This is a genomic window from Bartonella sp. B30(2025) (assembly GCF_053793825.1).
Window position 1 is genome coordinate 570,690 of sequence record NZ_CP200034.1, and the last position, 22,960, is coordinate 593,649.

Annotated in this window: 7 protein-coding genes and 1 tRNA gene; 1 reads left to right on the top strand and 7 read right to left on the bottom strand. The window is 35.1% G+C overall.

Translation table 11 applies throughout. From position 1 onward, the window contains the following. Nucleotides 1-842: 842 nt before the first annotated feature. From V4P55_RS02430 to V4P55_RS02440, 3 genes are all read right to left on the bottom strand, one after another. Nucleotides 843-7,775: a YadA-like family protein gene (locus V4P55_RS02430; RefSeq protein ID WP_455474852.1), complete on the bottom strand. Its 6,933-nt coding sequence runs from the start codon at nt 7,773-7,775 to the stop codon at nt 843-845. Between the two features lie 579 nt (nt 7,776-8,354). Further along, the gene (locus tag V4P55_RS02435) at nt 8,355-15,299 is read right to left on the bottom strand and encodes a YadA-like family protein (RefSeq protein ID WP_455475107.1); all 6,945 of its coding nucleotides are present in this window, start codon (nt 15,297-15,299) and stop codon (nt 8,355-8,357) included. Nucleotides 15,300-17,732: 2,433 nt separating this feature from the next. Then, nucleotides 17,733-17,808, bottom strand: a tRNA-Lys gene (locus V4P55_RS02440). A 556-nt stretch (nt 17,809-18,364) separates the two neighbouring features. On the opposite strand from V4P55_RS02440, the gene lexA reads away from it, so the two are divergent. After that, on the top strand, nt 18,365-19,078 hold the full coding sequence (gene lexA, locus V4P55_RS02445) for a transcriptional repressor LexA (protein WP_455474853.1): 714 nt from the start codon (nt 18,365-18,367) through the stop codon (nt 19,076-19,078). Nucleotides 19,079-19,310: 232 nt separating this feature from the next. Here the strand turns inward: lexA and ttcA are convergent, their stop codons facing one another. The 4 genes from ttcA to V4P55_RS02465 form a co-directional block, all read right to left on the bottom strand. Continuing rightward, nucleotides 19,311-20,159 (bottom strand): tRNA 2-thiocytidine(32) synthetase TtcA, encoded by an 849-nt coding sequence (gene ttcA / locus V4P55_RS02450; RefSeq protein ID WP_455474854.1) that lies wholly within the window; start codon nt 20,157-20,159, stop codon nt 19,311-19,313. 315 nt (nt 20,160-20,474) lie between these two features. After that, a complete protein-coding gene (rpsD, locus tag V4P55_RS02455) occupies nt 20,475-21,092 on the bottom strand; it encodes a 30S ribosomal protein S4 (protein ID WP_455474855.1) in 618 nt (205 codons plus the stop codon). A 182-nt stretch (nt 21,093-21,274) separates the two neighbouring features. After that, entirely contained in the window at nt 21,275-22,087 is an 813-nt protein-coding gene (gene murI / locus V4P55_RS02460) for a glutamate racemase (protein WP_455474856.1), read from the bottom strand. Next, nucleotides 22,080-22,916, bottom strand: coding sequence for an RNA methyltransferase (locus tag V4P55_RS02465; RefSeq protein ID WP_455474857.1), 837 nt, complete (start codon nt 22,914-22,916; stop codon nt 22,080-22,082). The genes murI and V4P55_RS02465 overlap by 8 nt, the downstream gene beginning before the upstream one ends. Between the last annotated feature and the right edge of the window lie 44 nt (nt 22,917-22,960).

The following is a 22,960-nucleotide window of genomic DNA, read 5'->3' on the forward strand; positions in this document are numbered from 1 at the left end:
CAGCTTATGCCAAATTTGACCTCAGTGCTGGTTGCCGCATCATGCACACCTAAACCAGCTACCTGCTAAAAGTAAATCATCCATAAAACAAAGCGCCTTCCAACGCTCTTCACAGCGGTTTTATGTGCCTTCGAAAGTCCCTCATAACGCAACCAAATGTCTTCTTTTTGCGCATTTTATTCCGTTGTTGGAGAAATGCTAATCTCACCTTGCTGGATTAGTAAAACTACCCGCGCCCGCTTTGCAATAAAAAGATGTGGTATTCCCAAACCAGCTTGATTTTTCTCTCTACTTTCCCTGAAACAGCTGAATTCTTTTACCAATATCAATATGTACGACCATGATTTTCAAGACTTTTATATGTAGATGGCAACTCTGACAGGACTAATGCAGCCAATTCTGCAATGCTAAACTATTCTTTCATGACTGCTCCCGCTTAATCTTCACCGGATGTAGCATGCATGGCTTTTAACAGCGTGGCAATCTCCCATTGCTCTTGCTGGAGCCTCGCAATCTCTGCTAACCGTGCTTCATCACCGATCAAAATAGAAGCAAAAGAGCAATAAAAAATAGTTTTGCCTTCCTGCTCATGAACATTCTACACTGCACTACATATGCCATACTTCAGCTTTTTTCATCATGAATTGATGTCCAATAATAGAACTGCATAATAATCGATGCACTTCACCAAACTTTCCTTGTTTATCATATAAGCGCTGCAGATATCTCATATAAAAATATTCTTTTCATTAGAAAGCTCTCCACCATTTTCTCAAAAGAAAAAAGTGGAGAGCATTTAATAAAATATTATGCTTTTTTATAATTATATCTTTTTTTACTTATTATTTTAGTTTCAGAGTAATCCCAGCACCTATTCCCCAATGACCTCCAGCACTCGTTACAGATAAATTAGAACGCATATCTCCAGCTTCAGATGTATAACCAACCCCCATAGCAAAAGCAGCTTCACCGCGCCATAGACCACCAGCTACTGATACACTCAGAGCTCCAGGATCATCATAATAACGCAAATTAGATACCGCCAAACCAATAGCTGCCGCTTGTCTAGATTCTTTCTTAACATCTTCAATGCTCTTATTTAATAGATCAAACTTTATATCAGCATAATTCTGAACATTACTGAGAACTTTATCTAAAACAATAGCATCTGAAGCTTCATCTATACGCTTTTTTGCATCTTCTAAAACTAAAGCCATTTGCTCTTTTGTAAAATCGTATACCTGCCCACCATTAACTGCGTCTGTAGAGCCATGTTTTATTTCACCATCAGCAACATTACTTATCAAGACTGGAGCACTATCATCCCCTTCTCCCAAGGTGATACTCAATTTTCCATTTTCATCTTTATCATACGCAATAACATTATCCACCACTTGAGCTATACTTTGTACCTGACTACCAAGAGAATCAACTTTGTTTTCAATTTTTGTAACTTGAGAATTTATTGCAAAAAGCTGACCTCCATTTACAGCATCTGTCGAACCTAACGCTATTTTACCATCTGCCACATGTGTAATCTTGCCATCTTTTTCATTATGGCTAGCACTGTAAGCTCCATCATTCGCATCCCAATATATACCATTTGATACAGTATTTTGTTCAACATCATGAATACGATCGTTTATACTCAACATACTTTCATTAACAGCATCAAAAGCATCAGAAACATTATTAACATTATTATATTTTATATTATCTGCTAACTGATTAGAATTAAATTGTACAACACTGAAGCTAGGAGCATTCCATTTGCCATTACTATAACCAGCACCACCACCTAAAAATGCTGCAAACTGAGTTCCCATCGAATAAAGCTGCGAACCATTAATAGCCTCCGTTGACGTTTCTGAAAGTTCTCCGCCTTTTACACCAGAGAGAATTCGAGAAATACCATCAACATTTGCAAAAGTAACTTTGAGACCGCTCTTTTCTTTACCAACCGCGATAACATTTGTATCAGCATCTTGCTTAACAATAAACTCACCCGTTACGTTGTTAATTTCACTTTTAAACTCTTTATTTATATAAGCAAAGGTAGAATTAATGCCTTCAAAAGCACTGGCAACATTGTGATATTCCTGCTCACTTTCGGTGCCTTTATTATCAAAAGTTTTCACTTTAAAGGTAGGAGCCTGCCATGTTGTACCGTTATAACTAGCACCACCACCAAAATATTGTGCAACCTGCTGAGTTAATGAATAAATCTGACCACCCGTAATTGCATCAGTTGAATCAGAAGAAATCAATCCATTTGCAAGATGGGTAACCTTGCTCTTCGTTTTTGAATTATCATCACCATGATCTGCAACAAATGCATTATCTGTCTTACTCCATGAAAGAACATCGCCTTTAGCTTCTTTAGCAATATCCGTTATGCTTTGAGCAAGCTGTTCAGATTTTTCGTTTAAATTATTCTCTACAGTTTTGATATTAGCATCAAGCTGACTTTTATTAATAGCATCATCATCATTTACTGCATCTTTCACCCCTGAAAGAATTCGTTGCTCATTATCCTTGTTCGCAATATCAATTGTATCGCCTTCTACTTCTTTACCAATAGTAATAAGATTTGTTTTTTTAGTTATCTGAACAAGATTGTTTCCTTTTACATCACCAATCTTTTCACTAAGCTCATTGGTAATTTTTGTGGTAATATTATTCTCCATATTCGTAAAAGAATTACCAACTTCGGTTAAAGCTGACGCAATATTATCATAAGTCTTTTCTTCAGAATCTCCACCATTTTTAATAGTTTTCACTTTAAAGCTAGGAGCATTCCATATTCCATCATTATAACCAGCACCACCACCAAAATACTGAGCAACCTGCTGAGTTAACGAATAAATCTGACCACCCGTAATTGCATCCGTAGAACCAGAAGCAATCGATCCCTGGGCAAGATGTGTAATCTTGCTCATCGTTTTTGAATTATCATCACCATGATCTGCAACAAATGCATTATCTGTCTTACTCCATGAAAGAACATCACTTTTAGCTTCTTTAGTAATATCCGTTATGCTTTGAGCAAGCTGTCCAGATTTTTTGTTTAAATCATCTTTTACAATTTTGATATTACTATCAAGCTGACTTTTATTAATAGCATCATGATCATTTACTGCATCCTTCACCCCTGAAAGAATTCGTTGACCATTGTCTTTGTCAGCAATACTAATTGTGTAACCTTCTAGGTCTTTACCAATAGTAATAAAATTGGTTTCTTCATCTTTCTTAACAAGACTGTTTCCTGTTACATCACCAATCTCTTGATTAATCAGATTGGTAATTTTTGTGGTAAGATTATTCTCCATATTCGTAAAAGAATTACCAACTCCTGTTAATGCTTCTCCAACATTTGTATAAGTTTTTTCTTCAGAAACACCACTATCGTTAATAACTTGAACTTTAAAGTTAGGAGCATTCCATGTTCCATCATTATAACCAGCACCACCACCAAAATACTGAGCAACCTGCTGAGTTAACGAATAAATCTGACCACCCGTAATTGCATCAGTTGAATCAGAAGAAATCAATCCATTTGCAAGATGGGTAACCTTGCTCTTCGTTTTTGAATTATCATCACCATGATCTGCAACAAATGCATTATCTGTCTTACTCCATGAAAGAACATCGCCTTTAGCTTCTTTAGCAATATCCGTTATGCTTTGAGCAAGCTGTTCAGATTTTTCGTTTAAATTATTCTCTACAGTTTTGATATTAGCATCAAGCTGACTTTTATTAATAGCATCATCATCATTTACTGCATCTTTCACCCCTGAAAGAATTCGTTGCTCATTATCCTTGTTCGCAATATCAATTGTATCGCCTTCTACTTCTTTACCAATAGTAATAAGATTTGTTTTTTTAGTTATCTGAACAAGATTGTTTCCTTTTACATCACCAATCTTTTCACTAAGCTCATTGGTAATTTTTGTGGTAATATTATTCTCCATATTCGTAAAAGAATTACCAACTTCGGTTAAAGCTGACGCAATATTATCATAAGTCTTTTCTTCAGAATCTCCACCATTTTTAATAGTTTTCACTTTAAAGCTAGGAGCATTCCATATTCCATCATTATAACCAGCACCACCACCAAAATACTGAGCAACCTGCTGAGTTAACGAATAAATCTGACCACCCGTAATTGCATCCGTAGAACCAGAAGCAATCGATCCCTGGGCAAGATGTGTAATCTTGCTCATCGTTTTTGAATTATCATCACCATGATCTGCAACAAATGCATTATCTGTCTTACTCCATGAAAGAACATCACTTTTAGCTTCTTTAGTAATATCCGTTATGCTTTGAGCAAGCTGTCCAGATTTTTTGTTTAAATCATCTTTTACAATTTTGATATTACTATCAAGCTGACTTTTATTAATAGCATCATGATCATTTACTGCATCCTTCACCCCTGAAAGAATTCGTTGACCATTGTCTTTGTCAGCAATACTAATTGTGTAACCTTCTAGGTCTTTACCAATAGTAATAAAATTGGTTTCTTCATCTTTCTTAACAAGACTGTTTCCTGTTACATCACCAATCTCTTGATTAATCAGATTGGTAATTTTTGTGGTAAGATTATTCTCCATATTCGTAAAAGAATTACCAACTCCTGTTAATGCTTCTCCAACATTTGTATAAGTTTTTTCTTCAGAAACACCACTATCGTTAATAACTTGAACTTTAAAGTTAGGAGCATTCCATGTTCCATCATTATAACCAGCACCACCACCAAAATACTGAGCAACCTGCTGAGTTAACGAATAAATCTGACCACCCGTAATTGCATCAGTTGAATCAGAAGAAATCAATCCATTTGCAAGATGGGTAACCTTGCTCTTCGTTTTTGAATTATCATCACCATGATCTGCAACAAATGCATTATCTGTCTTACTCCATGAAAGAACATCGCCTTTAGCTTCTTTAGCAATATCCGTTATGCTTTGAGCAAGCTGTTCAGATTTTTCGTTTAAATTATTCTCTACAGTTTTGATATTAGCATCAAGCTGACTTTTATTAATAGCATCATCATCATTTACTGCATCTTTCACCCCTGAAAGAATTCGTTGCTCATTATCCTTGTTCGCAATATCAATTGTATCGCCTTCTACTTCTTTACCAATAGTAATAAGATTTGTTTCTTTAGTTATCTGAACAAGATTGCTTCCTTTTACATCATCAATCTTTTCACTAAGCTCATTGGTAATTTTTGTGGTAATATTATTCTCCATATTCGTAAAAGAATTACCAACTTCGGTTAATGCTGACGCAATATTATCATAAGTCTTTTCTTCAGAATCTCCACCATTTTTAATAGTTTTCACTTTAAAGCTAGGAGCATTCCATGTTCCATCATTATAACCAGCACCACCACCAAAATACTGAGCAACCTGCTGAGTTAACGAATAAATCTGACCACCCGTAATTGCATCCGTAGAACCAGAAGTAATCGATCCCTGGGCAAGATGTGTAATCTTGCTCATCGTTTTTGAATTATCATCACCATGATCTGCTACAAATGCATTATCTGTCTTACTCCATGAAAGAACATCACTTTTAGCTTCTTTAGTAATATCCGTTATGCTTTGAGCAAGCTGTCCAGATTTTTCGTTTAAATCATCTTTTACAATTTTGATATTACTATCAAGCTGACTTTTATTAATAGCATCATGATCATTTACTGCATCCTTCACCCCTGAAAGAATTCGTTGACCATTGTCTTTGTCAGCAATACTAATTGTGTAACCTTCTAGGTCTTTACCAATAGTAATAAAATTGGTTTCTTCATCTTTCTTAACAAGATTATGTCCTTTTACATCACCAATATCTTGATTAATCAGATTGGTCATTTGTGTAATAATAATATTCTCCATATTAGTGAAAGAATTATCAACTCCTGTTAATGCTTCTCCAACATTTGTATAAGTTTTTTCTTCAGAAACACCACTATCATTAATAACTTGAACTTTAAAGCTAGGAGCATTCCATGTTTCATCACTATAACCAGCACTGCCACCAAAATACTGAGCAACATTTGTGCCCATTTCTTTTATTTTTTTGGACGCATCTCTTAACTCCTGTTGCACAGTATATAGCTGTGAACCAGTTATTGCATCACTGGATCCTGCTGAAAGATCAGCATCTTTCACACCAGTAATGGTCCGCTTATCTTTATTCACATTGCGAACATCAATTTTATCACCATCTGTTTGCGTACCAATCGTGATATTTCCAGTTTCTCCACTTTTCTGAATCAATGAAGAATTTGCTATTTGCTCCTTAAGATTGTTTAACTGAAGAACATTCACTGCATCTGTATCTTTAACACCTGCAAGTACACTAGTAATCTTTTTATTTGCAGCATCAATACCATCGGGAGTTATTTTAGGTCCATTAGCAATTATTAATCCTGCATCACTTAAAGAAACATCCTCTAAATCAATATTTTTTACTGAAATATTTTCCGCTAAATCAAAGCTTATCATATCACCAGCATCGTTTTTGGCAATTTTTAGGGATTTACCTGCATTTGAGAAGTCCATTGTTTCATTAGAACCAATATCAGTTGATTTTCCTTCGTTAACAGTAAAACTCCACTCATCTTCGGCAAATAATTTCTGGATTTCTTTTAACTGCGCAACATTCACGGCGTCTGTATCTGCAGATCCAGCAGCAACCCCTACAATTTGTCGAGTTACTTTATTGTCAGCATTACCAACAGAAAAAGCTCCTGCTGTACTTTTCCACACCTCAGTATCAGTATCTCTATTTAATGAAGTTTTTTGCATAGGATGATAGCCAGATACACCAGCTGCAACCTTAGAAACAGATCCAGAACCTATAGCAACGCCACCACTAACCCTCACAGTCGCATTCCCACCTAATGCAATAGATGCATCTCCTTCACTCGTGGCGTGATGCCCTATAGCAATCGATCTTTGCCCTTTAGATGTTGCAAGGTCTGCATCTTCCTCACCACCGCCTATTGCGATCGAATGAGCACCTTCAGCATGAGCTCGCGTACCTATGGCAACAGCATGATTACCCTTCGAAGTTGCAAGTCCACCTAGAGCAACAGAAGATTCTCCAGATGCTTCTGAAGATATACCCATAGCTATGCTCACCTTTCCTTCTGCAAGCGAAGCAATACCAAAAGCCATAGATCCTCCAGTAAGCGCAGTGGCACTCGCACCAAATGCTGTCGAATAGTTTCCTGAAGCATAAGATCCACAACCCGTTGCAAAAGAATAAACACCAAACGCTGAGGGAAGAATATTAACATTACCACCTGTTGTTAATACTCCCATATAACCGGAGGAATCAGCCTTGTATCCGTTTGGTCTCGTCCTACCATTTCCAGACCAAACCTGTTGTCCAGTAGTTTCACCATAAGGAGAATATGAATCAAATTTTGGTGACGTTAAAAACCTTGAATACTCTTCTTCTGCAGTTATCCTCCGAGAGGCAGGAACAGAGTTAGTCCCATTTGCACGACCAATAACTGAATCTGCACCACAAAAATCATTATTATCACCGGCAAGCATGATGCTACCATGACTAACGGATCTCCATCCCACTCTTTCCCTATCTGAACTTAACTCAGCAGTTCCCGTTATTGCCAGATTTGAAGCAAAAGCAGGTGAAACACTCGATAACAACACAACCATTTTAGTAAAAAACAAAACATTACTAAAAGAAAAACAAGAAGATTTTAAATCATTGGTTATCCGTGTTGTATACAATTTTTTCACAATAAATTCTCCAATAAAAAAATTTTAAAACATATCAAAACACAAAAAAAACATATTCTAGTGTTATTTGTGCTCCCAAATGAGATTTTATTCTTAAAAGAATTATCCAGAGCAATGATAATTTGGTTTTTGTTTATGTTTTCGTGTACCTTCTAAAGTGAACCTCAATGCACCAATCAAAAAGAGTATATTAGTAAATGTAAAAAAGCGCATTTTAGTCCTTAAAAATGTGTGTTTTTGCGCAAAAAAAGTTCTGTTTTTTTTGAGCGGTGAAGTTATTTTCTTTGTCTGAAATAACTTTTAGAGAGGAGTTTATGTATTTGATATGATTGTTTTATGTAAAAAGGTGTTTCCATATAAAAAAATGCAGTATTTGTGTTAAGTTGTATTTTATAAATCTGATTTATAGAGCAAACACTACAATTCGAATGTAGTTTTGTTATATTTTTGTTTTCTCCTTTGTTTAGTTTTATATGGATTGGGTTATTATACACATTAATCTAAAACATTTATCAAGTTTTTAGCATTCCTCTTACCCTTTCCTAAAAAGGAAAGGAAAGAGGTGTTATTTTTTTATCATTATCTTAATCTTAACGTAATTCCAGCACCTGTCCCCCAATGACCCCCAGCACTCGTTACAGATAGATTAGAACGCATATCTCCAGCTTCAGATGTATAACCAACTCCCACAGCAAAAGCAGATTGATTGCGCCATAAACCTGTTCCCAATGATACACTTAAAGCTCCAGGATTATCATAATAACGCAAATTAGATACCGCCAAACCAATAGCTGCCGCTTGTCTAGCCTCTCCCCGAACGTCCTCAATAGCATAAGTTAAGACATCAAACTTTGTATCGATGTAATTCTGAGCACCGCCAAAAACGGAATTCATAACGATATCATCTACACGTTCATCCGCATACTTTTTTGCATCTTCTAAAACTAAAGCCATTTGCTCTTTTGTAAAATCGTATACCTGCCCACCATTAACTGCGTCTGTAGAGCCATGTTTTATTTCACCATCAGCAACATTACTTATCAAGACTGGAGCACTATCATCCCCTTCTCCCAAGGTGATACTCAATTTTCCATTTTCATCTTTATCATACGCAATAACATTATCCGCCACTTGAGCTATACTTTGTATCTGACTACCAAGAGAATCAACTTTGTTTTCAATTTTTGTAACTTGAGAATTTATTGCAAAAAGCTGACCTCCATTTACAGCATCTGTCGAACCTAACGCTATTTTACCATCTGCCACATGTGTAATCTTGCCATCTTTTTCATTATGGCTAGCACTGTAAGCTCCATCATTCGCATCCCAATATATACCATTTGATACAGTATTTTGTTCAACATCATGAATACGATCGTTTATACTCAACATACTTTCATTAACAGCATCAAAAGCATCAGAAACATTATTAACATTATTATATTTTATATTATCTGCTAACTGATTAGAATTAAATTGTACAACACTGAAGCTAGGAGCATTCCATTTGCCATTACTATAACCAGCACCACCACCTAAAAATGCTGCAAACTGAGTTCCCATCGAATAAAGCTGCGAACCATTAATAGCCTCCGTTGACGTTTCTGAAAGTTCTCCGCCTTTTACACCAGAGAGAATTCGAGAAATACCATCAACATTTGCAAAAGTAACTTTGAGACCGCTCTTTTCTTTACCAACCGCGATAACATTTGTATCAGCATCTTGCTTAACAATAAACTCACCCGTTACGTTGTTAATTTCACTTTTAAGCTCTTTATTTATATAAGCAAAGGTAGAATTAATGCCTTCAAAAGCACTGGCAACATTGTGATATTCCTGCTCACTTTCGGTGCCTTTATTATCAAAAGTTTTCACTTTAAAGGTAGGAGCCTGCCATGTTGTACCGTTATAACTAGCACCACCACCAAAATATTGTGTAACCTGCTGAGTTAATGAATAAATCTGACCACCTGTCATTGCATCTGTAGAGCCGGAAGAGATCGTTCCTTTTGCAAGATGTGTAATCTTGCTATTTGTTTTTGAACCACCATTCTTATGTTGCGCAACAAATGCACCTTCATCCGTGCTCCACAATAAAGAGTCACCTTGAAGCGTTTCAGTTATACTTGTGATATTGTTATTAAATTCATCAAATTTAGTTGTCAGCTCGCCATTTATAGTTGCGATCTGAGCATCAAGCTGATGTTTATTAACAGCATCATTATTATTTACTGCATCCTTCACACCTGAAAGAATTCGTGATTTACCTTTACTATTAGCAATACTAATTGTATCGCCATTTATTTCTTTACCAATGGTGATACGTTTTGTTGCTGCATCCTGCTTAACAAGGCTTGATCCGTTCACATTAGCAATCTCTTGATCAACCTTAGAGGTAATTTGTTGAAGGATATTATTCTGCATATTAGTGAAAGAAGTACCTATTCCGGACAAAGCATCTGCAACATTATCATAAGTTTTGTCTTTAGACTCACCATCATTATCAACTGCTTTTACCGTAAAGGTAGGAGCTGTCCATGTTCCATCATTATAACTAGCATCGCCACCAAAATACTTCGCAACCTGCTGAGTTAACGAATAAATCTGACCACCTGTAATGGCATCTGTAGATTCAGAAGAAATCGTTCCATTTAAAATATGTGTAATTTTACTATTCTTTTTTGAACCATCATCACCATGATCTGCAACAAATGCACTATCATCCGTGCTCCACAACAAAGAATCACCTTTAACTATTCCTGTTACTTCTGTGATCTCTTTATTAAAGTCATTAAATTTATTTGTCAGATCACTGCTTATAGCTGTGAACTCACTATCAAGCTGACCTTTGTTAACAGCATCATTATTATTTACTGCATCCTTCACACCTGAAAGAATTCGTAAACTACCTTTACTGTCAGCAATATTAATTGAGTAACCTTCTATGTCTTTACCAATGGTGATACGTTTTGTTGCTTCATCCCTCTTAACAAGGCTCTCCCCTTTTACACTAGCAATCTGCTCATTAAGCGTATCGGTAATTTTTGTAGTAAGATTGCCCTCCACGTTAACCAAAGAAGTACCAACTCCCGTCAAAGCTTCTGCAACACTCTTATATTCTTGTTCACTTTCAGTGCCATTATTATCAACGGTTTTCACTGTAAAGGTAGGAGCCTGCCATGTTGTACCGTTATAACTAGCACCACCACCAAAATACTGGGCAACCTGCTGAGTTAATGAATAAATCTGACCACCTGTCATTGCATCTGTAGAGCCGGAAGAGATCGTTCCTTTTGCAAGATGTGTAATCTTGCTATTTGTTTTTGAACCACCATTCTTATGTTGCGCAACAAATGCACCTTCATCCGTGCTCCACAATAAAGAGTCACCTTGAAGCGTTTCAGTTATACTTGTGATATTGTTATTAAATTCATCAAATTTAGTTGTCAGCTCGCCATTTATAGTTGCGATCTGAGCATCAAGCTGATGTTTATTAACAGCATCATTATTATTTACTGCATCCTTCACACCTGAAAGAATTCGTGATTTACCTTTACTATTAGCAATACTAATTGTATCGCCATTTATTTCTTTACCAATGGTGATACGTTTTGTTGCTGCATCCTGCTTAACAAGGCTTGATCCATTCACATTAGCAATCTCTTGATCAATCTTAGAGGTAATTTGTTGAAGGATATTATTCTGCATATTAGTGAAAGAAGTACCTATTCCGGACAAAGCATCTGCAACATTATCATAAGTTTTGTCTTTAGACTCACCATCATTATCAACTGCTTTTACCGTAAAGGTAGGAGCTGTCCATGTTCCATCATTATAACTAGCATCGCCACCAAAATACTTCGCAACCTGCTGAGTTAACGAATAAATCTGACCACCTGTAATGGCATCTGTAGATTCAGAAGAAATCGTTCCATTTAAAATATGTGTAATTTTACTATTCTTTTTTGAACCATCATCACCATGATCTGCAACAAATGCACTATCATCTGTGCTCCACAACAAAGAATCACCTTTAACTATTCCAGTTACTTCTGTGATCTCTTTATTAAAGTCATTAAATTTATTTGTCAGATCACTGCTTATAGCTGTGAACTCACTATCAAGCTGACCTTTGTTAACAGCATCATGCTCAGATTCTGCATCCTTCACACCTGAAAGAATTCGTAAACCACCTTTACTGTCAGCAATATTAATTGAGTAACCTTCTATCTCTTTACCAATGGTGATACGTTTTGTTGCTTCATCCCTCTTAACAAGCCCCTCCCCTTTTACACTAGCAATCTGCTCATTAAGCGTATCGGTAATTTTTGCGGTAAGACTGCTCTCCACGTTAGCCAAAGAAGTCCCAACTCCCGTCAAAGCTTCTGCAATACTCTTATATTCTTGTTCATTTTCAGTGCCATTATTATCAACGGTTTTCACTTTAAAGATAGGATCCGTCCATTGTTCACCGTCATAACTAGCACCACCACCAAAATACTGGGCAACCTGCTGAGTTAATGAATAAATCTGATTACCCGTAATTGCATCTGTAGATTCAGAAGAAATCGTTCCATTTAAAATATGTGTAATCTTGCTATTTGTTTTTGAACCAACATTACCATGTTCCGCAACAAATGCCTTATTTTCTTCACTCCATAATAAAGAATCACCTTTAACTACTTCAGTTATATTTTTGATACTTGCATTAAATTCATTAAATTTAGTTGTCAGATCACTGCTTATAGCTGTGAATTTACTATCAAGCTGACCTTTGTTAACAGCATCATGATCAGATTCTGCATCCTTAACGCCTGAAAGAATTCGTGAATCACCTTTACTATTAGCAATATTAATTGTATCGCCATTTATTTCTTTACCAATGGTGATATGTTTTGTTGCTTCATCCTGCTTAACAAGGCTTGATCCGTTTACATTAGCAATCGCTTCATTAATTTGAGTGGTAATTTTTGTAGAGATATTATTCTGCATATTAGTGAAAGAAGTACCAATCCCGGATAAAGCATCTGCAACATTATCATAAGTTTCGTCTTTAGACTCACCATCATTATCAACTGCTTTTACCGTAAAGGTAGGAGCTATCCATGTTCCATCATTATAACTAGCATTGCCACCAAAATACTTCGCAACCTGCTGAGTTAACGAATAAATCTGACCACCCGTAATTGCATCAGTTGAATCAGAAGAAATCGACCCCTGTTCAACATGGGTAATCTTGCTATCTTTTTTTGCCTTACCATTCTTATGTTGCGCAACAAATGCACCATCCTCAATGCTCCACAATAAAGAGTCACCTTGAACCGTTTCAGTTATACTTGCAATATTGCTATCAAATTCATCAAATTTAGTTTTCAGTTCACCCTTTACATCTGTGATCTGAGCATCAAGCTGACCTTTGTTAACAGCATCATGCTCAGATTCTGCATCCTTCACCCCTGAAAGAATTCGTTGACTATTGTCTTTGTCAGCAATACTAATGTTATAACCGCTCAATGCTTGACCAATAGTGATATGCTTTTTTTCTTCATCCTGCTTAACAAGACCATTCCCCATTACACTAGCAATCTGCTCATCAAACTGATTGGTAATTTTTGTGGTAATACTGCTCTCTATATTAACCAAAGAAGTACCAACCTCAGTCAAAGCTTCTGCAACATTGTGATATTCTTTTTCACTTTCAGTACCATCATCAGCAACAGCTTTTACTTTAAAAGTAGGAGCTGTCCATGTTCCATCATTATAACTAGCACCGCCACCGAAATATTGGGCAACATTTGTACCCATTTCTTTTATTGTTTTGGATACTTCGTTTAATTTTTGCTGCTCAGTATAGAGCTGTGCACCAGTTACAACTTCACTCGATTCTGCTGAAAGATAAGCATCCTTTACACCAGTAATGGTCCGCTTATCTTTATTCACATTGAGAACATCGATTTTATCACCGTTCGTTTCTGCACCAATCGTGATATGCTGAGTGTCAGAACTTTGTTTAACCAATATAGATTTTTCTATTTGCTCTTTAGTCTTATTTAACTGAGAAACATTTACTGCATCTGTATCCTTGACGCCTGTATCTACATTAGTAATTTTTTTATTTGCAGCATCAATACCATCGGGAGTTACTTTAGGTCCATTAGCAATTATTAACCCTGCATCACTTAAAGAAACATCCTCTAAATCAATATTTTTTACTGAAATATTTTTCGCCAAGTCAAAGCTTATAGCATGATTATTACTATCATTGGCAATTTTTAAATTTTCACTTCCAGCTACAAAATTTATTGTATCTCCTAATCCAACTTTAGTAGGATTTTTCTTGTTAACAGTAAAACTCCATCCCTGGCTGGCAATTTTCTGGACTTCTTTTAACTGCGCAACATTCACTGCGTCTGTATCTGCGGATCCAGCAGCAACCCCTACAATTTGTCGAGTTACTTTATTGTCAGCACTACCAACAGAAAAAGCTCCTGCTGTACTTTTCCACACCTCAGTATCAGTATCTCTATTTAATGAAGTTTTTTGCATAGGATGATAGCCAGATACACCAGCTGCAACCTTAGAAACAGATCCAGAACCTATAGCAACGCCACCACTAACCCTCACAGTCGCATTCCCACCTAATGCAATAGATGAATCTTCTTCACTCGTGGCGTGATACCCTATAGCAATTGATCTTCTCCCTTTAGATTCCGCTAAATTATCGTCATTCTCACCACTGCCTATTGCGATCGAATGAGCACCCTCAGCTCGAGCTCGCGTACCTATGGCAACAGCATGACTACCCTTTGAAGTTGCAAGTCCACCCAGAGCAACAGAAGATTCTCCAGATGCTTCTGAAGATATACCCATAGCTGTGCTCACCCTTCCACTTGCAAGCGAAGCAACACCAAAAGCCATAGATCCTCCAGTAAGCGCAGTAGCATTCGCACCAAATGCTGTCGAATAATTTCCTGATGTATAAGATCCACAACCCGTTGCAATAGAATAAACACCATAAGCTGTAGGCGCAGCATTTACTCGACCACCTGTTAATGTCCCCATATAGCCAACACCGATTCCTCCCCCTGAACCTGGTTTGGTTTTCCCACTATCAGCCTCAGCCACACTAAAACCAATCTCTTGGCGAGTGCTACTACCATAAGGAGTATACCCGGAAAATTGCCTATCCTGAAGAAACCTAGTATACTCTTCTTGCGCAGATATAGCACCCCGAAAGTCTTCATCGAGAGCTCCACGACCGACAACAAGGTCTGCACCACATAATTGCGGAACACCACTCGCCGTTCCAGCACTCCCAGACAACACAACACTGCCATGACTACCAGTTGCATATGATACAGATGCAGCATTTGTACTTGGCTTAGAATTTCCTATCATAGCCAGATTTGAAGCAAAAACAGGTGAAACACTCGATAACAACACAACCATTTTAGTCAAAAACAAAGCATTGCCAAAAGAAAAACAGGATGACTTCAAATCATTGGTTATTCGTGTTGTATACATTTTTTTCACAATAAATTCTCCAATAAAAAAATTTAAAACATATCCAAAACACAAAAAAAACATATTTCAGTGCTAGCTGTAACCCTGCGTAAGATTTTAAATTTGAAAAAATCATCGAGAGCAGTTTTGTTTTTTTCTGTGTTTTACGTGTACCTTCTAAAGTGAACCTAAATGCAAAATTAGAAAAGTATATTGGTAAACAAAAAGTACATTTCGGTTCCTAAAATACATTTGGGTTCTTGAAGTTGAGTGAGCGTTTTCTTACGTTTCAAATATTTCCCACCAGGGATGAGGGATATTTTTCAATACGTGTTTGATTGTAGATAAAAAAATGCTTTGTTAAATTGTTCTTTCTTGTTGTAATTTTTCAATTTTACAGAGGATTTTTTTTCACGATCAGAGCGAAGCGAAGACTGTTTAACTCGATATTAAGTATTTCTAGTGAGTTGTACAGTTTTTAAGCCAACTCTTCTCTTACGTCTAACTATAGTGTAACTAGGAGGACTGTAATTTTATTTTTTTTACTTGCATATATCACCCCCCCTTTGGTGCATTTTTGATAACTTATCAAAAAAGATTCTAAAATATATCTGCATGTCTATAGTCTATTAAATAAAATATCAAGAGGAAAATATATTTTTTTTACAAATTAAAAAAAAATATACTTCTTTTTCATAAAAACGACTAACGTAACCATAGCCTCTACAGAAGATTTTACGATAGAATTACCTTAATCATCATAATAATTTTTCTTTAAATAACCCTTCTATTCCCCAATGATCTGCTGAAATAGTAGAGGCTCATCAAACATATTCTCTTATAAAAACAAATCAAACTTGATAATAATGGTTGTTCTGCACCATGTATCCATCAACATTGTAATATCATAAATAGAAGCATATTTTATTACTGTCTTTATAAATACTCATTAAGAACTTCAGGTCATCAAATTTTATTATCTATGTAAAATCAAATAATATCTTTATTTTATCAAAATACAAATTTCTATCTTCTCTTAAAAAATAAGATAAAGATGAAAAAAATTGCATGAATATATTATGATCAATTCAGCATCATAATTAACCCTGCACTAATATAAGTAACTACCAGAGCTGTAACAAATATGTTATACTTAATGCCTCCATTCTCATGTGCTCCAGCAGTAAAATATAATATCTCCTGGAGCATTGGGTATGTGAGGTACTATATAAGATTCTCTCGTCTTTCTTGTATCATAGATTGCACAATAATCTATCATCTACTAAGTAAATACAATCTGGCACAACAATAAGACCAAAAAAGCATTTAAAACTATACCACTACGTTGCTGTTTTTCGAATATCTTATAAAAAAAACAAATCCTTCATACACTTTGCCTATTTTTGATAAGTTTTGATAAAAACAAGCACTGTCATACGATAATTAGTTACTTTGACAACAAAAAATAGAAGTGCATTGCTGTTTTTGTAAACAAATTTAAATAACATTATTGCGAAATGCAGAATGTGCTATAGAATCCAAATTGAAATGTTTTGCTGCTTTAAATATATAACTATGACTTTTGGGTAACGGTCGAAAGAATTTTTCTCAAGTGCAAATCTAGAAAATTTGCAATAATGCGTTCAGTTTTTTATCGAGACTGTGTCTGTATCTATTTGTTTAACATTGGGCGATAATATTTAATAAGCTTTTGCGATCTCCACCATATTCTGATGGCGTAGCTCTGATAAAATATATTAGGGAGCCCCCCATACTTGTGCGATGATTACAACTTTCACTCCTACTGAAACATCCATTTTTTGTGGAGGTATTTGCGGAATATCTTCTCTCAATAACTGATGCTAATAAAGAATATATACAAATAAGAAATTAACAAGCTCCATTTGCATATATTCTTGATATGAAACAAATAAAAATGATTCCAAAAATTCACTAGCAAAACGAATCTTAAAAATTAAAAAACATGTAAACTTGTCTCGTTATTATCTTTTCTTAAAATCAATATCAGTATTCAGAGACTTTGTTTTATAAATAAGCTTGCGATGTAATAATGTGGATGCGATTAATATTAGCTGGAAATATATGACAGATCATACAATAAAAAAGAAACCTAAAATAGATTTTTTACGATTCTACTCTCCTTACAAAAATCCTGGAAATGATTCCTATTAGTAATAAAACATTACATTTGTAAACAAGTAGAAATAAACTCGTCAAAGAAAATCTATAACCTCATTTTGTAAAGTAGCTGACACAAAAAACAGTAAAATACATACTGCCAATGCAGAAGTTGAGAGTCTCACAATCTAAATTTTTCTGTAAAATTAAAGATAAGATAAACCTCCTCTACAAAAAATAATGATAAGAGAAAGAATAACTTGAGAAAAAAATCTCGGGTCTCGAACTTCTGCATGACCCATTTATTTTTTTAAGTGGTGAGCGCGCAGGGATTCGAACCCTGGACCTACTGATTAAAAGTCAGTTGCTCTACCAACTGAGCTACGCGCTCTCAAACAAATCTACATTGTTTAAAGAAAGTAAACGGAACATACGGTCGACTCTTCATTTGGTCAACACCTTTTAGAAAAAATATTTCTCTTTTTTTAAAAAAAATTTCTTTATCCCAATTATTAATATTTTTTTTTGATTTTTTTCTCTCATTATTCGCGCATATACAAAATTCTATTTTTTCAAAATTAATAAAAGTAGCAACATTCAAAAGCATTAAAAATATCCTGAAATTATATAAATGTTATCAACTTGAATAAAATAAATACCTGAATTCTCATTTTTTGCGTTGTAAAACGAGAGCGCCGCTTATTTCATTTTGGAAAACAATTCTTATGTGATAAAATTATGAATTAATCGTTTTATTTTTTGATATTTTTTTTAAAATAAAATTAAGTCATGATTCATTATTTTAAAATATAGAGTCTCCCTTTTATTATTTTAGTTTAAAATAAAACGTATAGTTTTTATTTAATTCACGAAAATTTATATAACAAATAAAGAATAGTTATGTGTATTTTTTATTTGTTATATCATAATTTCTATTGGAATGTTGAATGTTAACATATAAACAATATGAGTTACTTTTATTCATTCACAATCATATAAAAAAAACCGGTGTTTCTCCTTCTTTTGATGAAATGAGAACAGCATTGGAACTCGCTTCCAAATCTGGCATTCATAAGCTTATTATTGCATTAGAAGAACGGGGGTTTATACGACGTTTACCCAATCGGGCCCGCGCAATAGAAATTATTCGATTCCCTGACAAGATAGCATTTAATCTCCCTTCAGCTCGTGAAATTTTTCCTAATACAATAGAAAAAAATAAAAGAAAAATGTTCAAAAATGTTACTAATCTTGGTAACTTTTATGAAAAAGATAAAAAGCATGTTACTATTCCTATTATGGGATGTATTGCTACTTGGGTACCCGTTTCCGCTATGTTGCGACAAATAAATACACTTTGTTTGCCACAAGAGATGCTTGGATATGGTGAACACTATGCTTTACAAGTCAAAGATGATTCTATGAATGAAGCAGGTATTTTTAATAAAGATACTATAATTATTAAACGCCAAAACATAGCAACATCAGGCGAAATTGTTGTTGCGTTCGTTGATAAGGAGGAAGCAGCTTTAAAGAGATATCAACGCAAAGGGACATTTATTGCATTAGAATCTGCAAATCCTTACTATGAAACACGCATATATGAGCCTGAGCGAGTACATATACAAGGTAAACTTATAGGGCTTATTCGAAAATATTAAAAACAAAATACCTTTTTAGTATGCTTTATACATATAGAAAAATATTATTTAATATTTTTATTTATATGATTCAATAAGTTATTTAAAAAAGTTAAATAATTACTATAAAAAATTATTCTGTAGATGTAAAAAGATAAAAAGTATTTATACAAATAAAAAAAATAAATTTTATAGTATAGTAATTATAAATTATAATGAATAACTTGAATTTACTTTTATTAATACTTAATATCTATACAAAATTTTTAAAATTAAAAATTTTTTTATCAAGTAAATGACTTGGGCGCACATTTGTTAAAGCACGAATCATAGTATCCTTGCGTCCTGGCATTCTTTTTTCTATATCTTTTAGCATTTTTTTCATCGCATTACGTTGCAAACCATCTTGGCTACCACAAAGATTGCAAGGAATAATGGGGAACTGCATTGCTTGAGAAAATTTTTGTATATCCTCCTCAGCGGCATAAACAAGAGGACGTAAAACAAAAAGATCGCCTTCATCATTGATGAGTTTCCCAGGCATAGCTGCTAATCGTCCACCATGAAATAAATTCATAAAGAACGTTTCTAAGACATCATCGCGATGATGTCCAAGAACTAATGCAGAACATCCTTCTTCACGTGCGATACGATATAAATTGCCACGTCGCAATCGCGAACAAAGTGAGCAATATGTCTGTGTGTGCTTTAATTTATCTGTAACAATTGAATAAGTATCCTGATATTCAATGCGGTATGGAATTTGATAAGAACTTAAAAAATCTGGAAGAATATGTTTTGGAAACTCTGGCTGTCCTTGATCAAGATTACAGGCCAAAATCTCAACAGGCAAAAGTCCACGCCACTTTAAATCTAAAAGAAATGCAAGTAGACTATAGGAATCTTTTCCACCTGACAAAGCAACCAGCCATTTTTTTCCCGTAGTAAGCATAGAAAAATCATCAAATGCTTGTCGCACATGACGCAAAAGCCGTTTACGTAATTTATTAAATTCAACAGTAGAAGGCGCACTTCGAAATATTGGATGACATTCATCAATTTCTTCTACAAAAGAAACAGCTTTATCTCTATTTTCTTTCATTTTTTAGTACTTAGCTGAAAAAAATTCTATGATATTATAAATTAAACTTATACAATATAATAAGTTTTCTGTAAAATGAGCATAAACCTATACAGGTATAAAGCAACTTTAATTGATACTTATTAAAGCCGTAAATCTAAATAAAATAAAAAAACAACAATAACTACACTGTTATGCTTGTGCGCTTATACAGCACAAAACAGACAACCTACCCTATCCCTGAATATCGTTGTCAGATTCAACAAAAACGAAATAGTATATGTTTTTAGACATATAGAAAGATAGGGAGAGAGCAATACTCTCCCCACAAAAAGTTTAACGAGAATAAAACTCAACAACCAGGTTTGGTTCCATTTGCACGGCATAAGGAACATCTGTAAAAGCAGGAACTCGAGTAAATGTTGCTTTCATTTGATTATGATCTGCATCGATATAATCAGGCACATCCCGTTCTACTAGCTGCACAGACTCCAAAACTAAAACGAGCTTTTTTGATTTTTCACGAACTTCAATAACATCACCTGGTTTACAGCGATATGACTGAATATTAGTGCGTCGACCATTTACATTCACATGACCATGATTGATAAACTGGCGAGAAGAAAAAATTGTCGGAACAAATTTTGCACGATAAACAATTGCATCCAAACGCGATTCCAAAAGTCCGATAAAGTTCTCACCTGTATCACCGCGTCGACGAGAAGCTTCCTGATAGATTTTACGGAACTGTTTTTCTGATATATCACCGTAAAATCCTTTTAGCTTTTGTTTAGCACGCAGCTGTACACCATAATCAGACAGCTTTCCTTTACGGCGCTGACCATGTTGACCAGGACCATAATCACGGCGATTAACAGGAGACTTTGGACGTCCCCAAATATTTTCTCCCATACGGCGATCAATTTTATACTTTGTTGTTTCGCGTTTACTCATCGCATTTCCTTTAAAATAAATAAAAAAATCCACAATTAAACATTAAGGAAACGCGCCCTCCTCTGCCTTTAAATATGAAGACTGACAGGACACTTTAAAAAAGTTTTGCAAAGTTATCCACGGGACACGTCAACTCTCACAACATTTTCTCGAAAGAAAATCTTAAAACAGCTCTATTCACTTTATATTTCAAAGTCAACTCTTTTCACTATATCTAAGCCAAACTCTTTTAGCAAACATTCTGTTGAATACGTTATATTTTGTGATGTCAATAATGCAAAACTTTTATGCGTCTTTATGCTTTGGTGGCACATTTTTTCCGGTAATAACGATCTAGCATGTTTAGCGATAGCTTTTGATGGATCAATCCATTTAACTGGCCATAAGGATTGCTCACGAAACAAATGAATCAAAAAAGGATAATGAGTGCAAGCTAAAACAATAATATCAGTATATTGTCCATTTTTTTTAACAAAGCATGGTAAGATTTCATCACGTACTTTTTCAGAATTAATAGGTTTTCCACGCAAATAGTTTTCAGCAAATTCAGCAAGTTTTTTGCTTCCAACAAGTTGCACATGGCATTGTCCTGCAAAAGAAGCGATTAACTCATGTGTGTATGCGCGTTTAACTGTTCCAGGAGTAGCTAACACTGAAATAACACCAGATTTTGTTTGTTTTGCTGCTGATTTAATTGCAGGAACCGTTCCAACAAAAAGAATATGTGGAAACTGTTGTCGTAAATCTGCTATCATCAACGTAGAAACAGTGTTGCAAGCAATTACACATAAAGCAGGGGTATAGAGCGTTAAAAGATTTGTAAAAATCTTAAAAATACGTTTTTTTAAAAAATTTTCTTCCCAATTTCCGTAAGGAAACCCTGCATCATCAGCAACATAAATAAATTGAGCCTCCGGGATAAGAGCATGCATTTCCCTGAGAACTGTTAAACCACCGATTCCACTATCAAAAAAAAGAACAGGCCGTTTAACCATCAGCATTTACACTTATTTTTCTTTTTTTGCGATCACGACCTACTGGCGCTCCACTTCCTCGTGGAGATTGAGGCGAAAAATGCTCTAACGAAGATATGATCCCCCGCAGTAAGCAAACTTCAGATTCGCTAAAATTAGCGCGTGTAAAAACAGAGCGCATATTTGCAATCATCACCTCTTTACGTTCTTGAGGTCTAAAGTATCCACGAATATCCAAAGCATCTTCTAATTGAGATAAAAAACCATGAAAGGTTGCTTTATTAGCTGGCTGCATCTTTACTGCACGAAAAGCCGTATCATTCGCATTATCCAAACCTGATTTCATCCATTCATAAGACATAAGAAGAACTGCTTGTGCTATATTGAGTGATGCAAAAGCAGGATTAACTGGAAAAGTAATAATTTCATCAGCAAGACTAATTTCATCGTTTTTTAGTCCCCATCTTTCTCTTCCGAATAAAATACCTGTTTTCTGCCCAATATTTTCACGTTGACGTAATATATCAGCTGCTTCAACAGCACTTTTTACAGTTTTAAAGCCACATCTTTCACGCGCTGTTGTAGCAAAAACATAGTGTAAATCTGCAATTGCAGCATGCAACGTGTCAAAAATCATTACATTGTTAATTACATGATCTGCTTTACTAGCTGCAGCCTTAGCTTTTTCATTTGGAAATACTTCTCTTGGCTTAACTAACCGAAGTTTAGAGAGCCCAAAATTTGCCATTGCTCTTGCTACCATACCAATGTTCTCTGGTAGTTGTGGCTCAACTAAAATAATAATTGGACCGTTTATTAAGTTTTTACGACTTTTATTTGTTCCAGCCATTCATTTTACCTAATTTCACTCATCACGCTCTTATCATTGTTTTT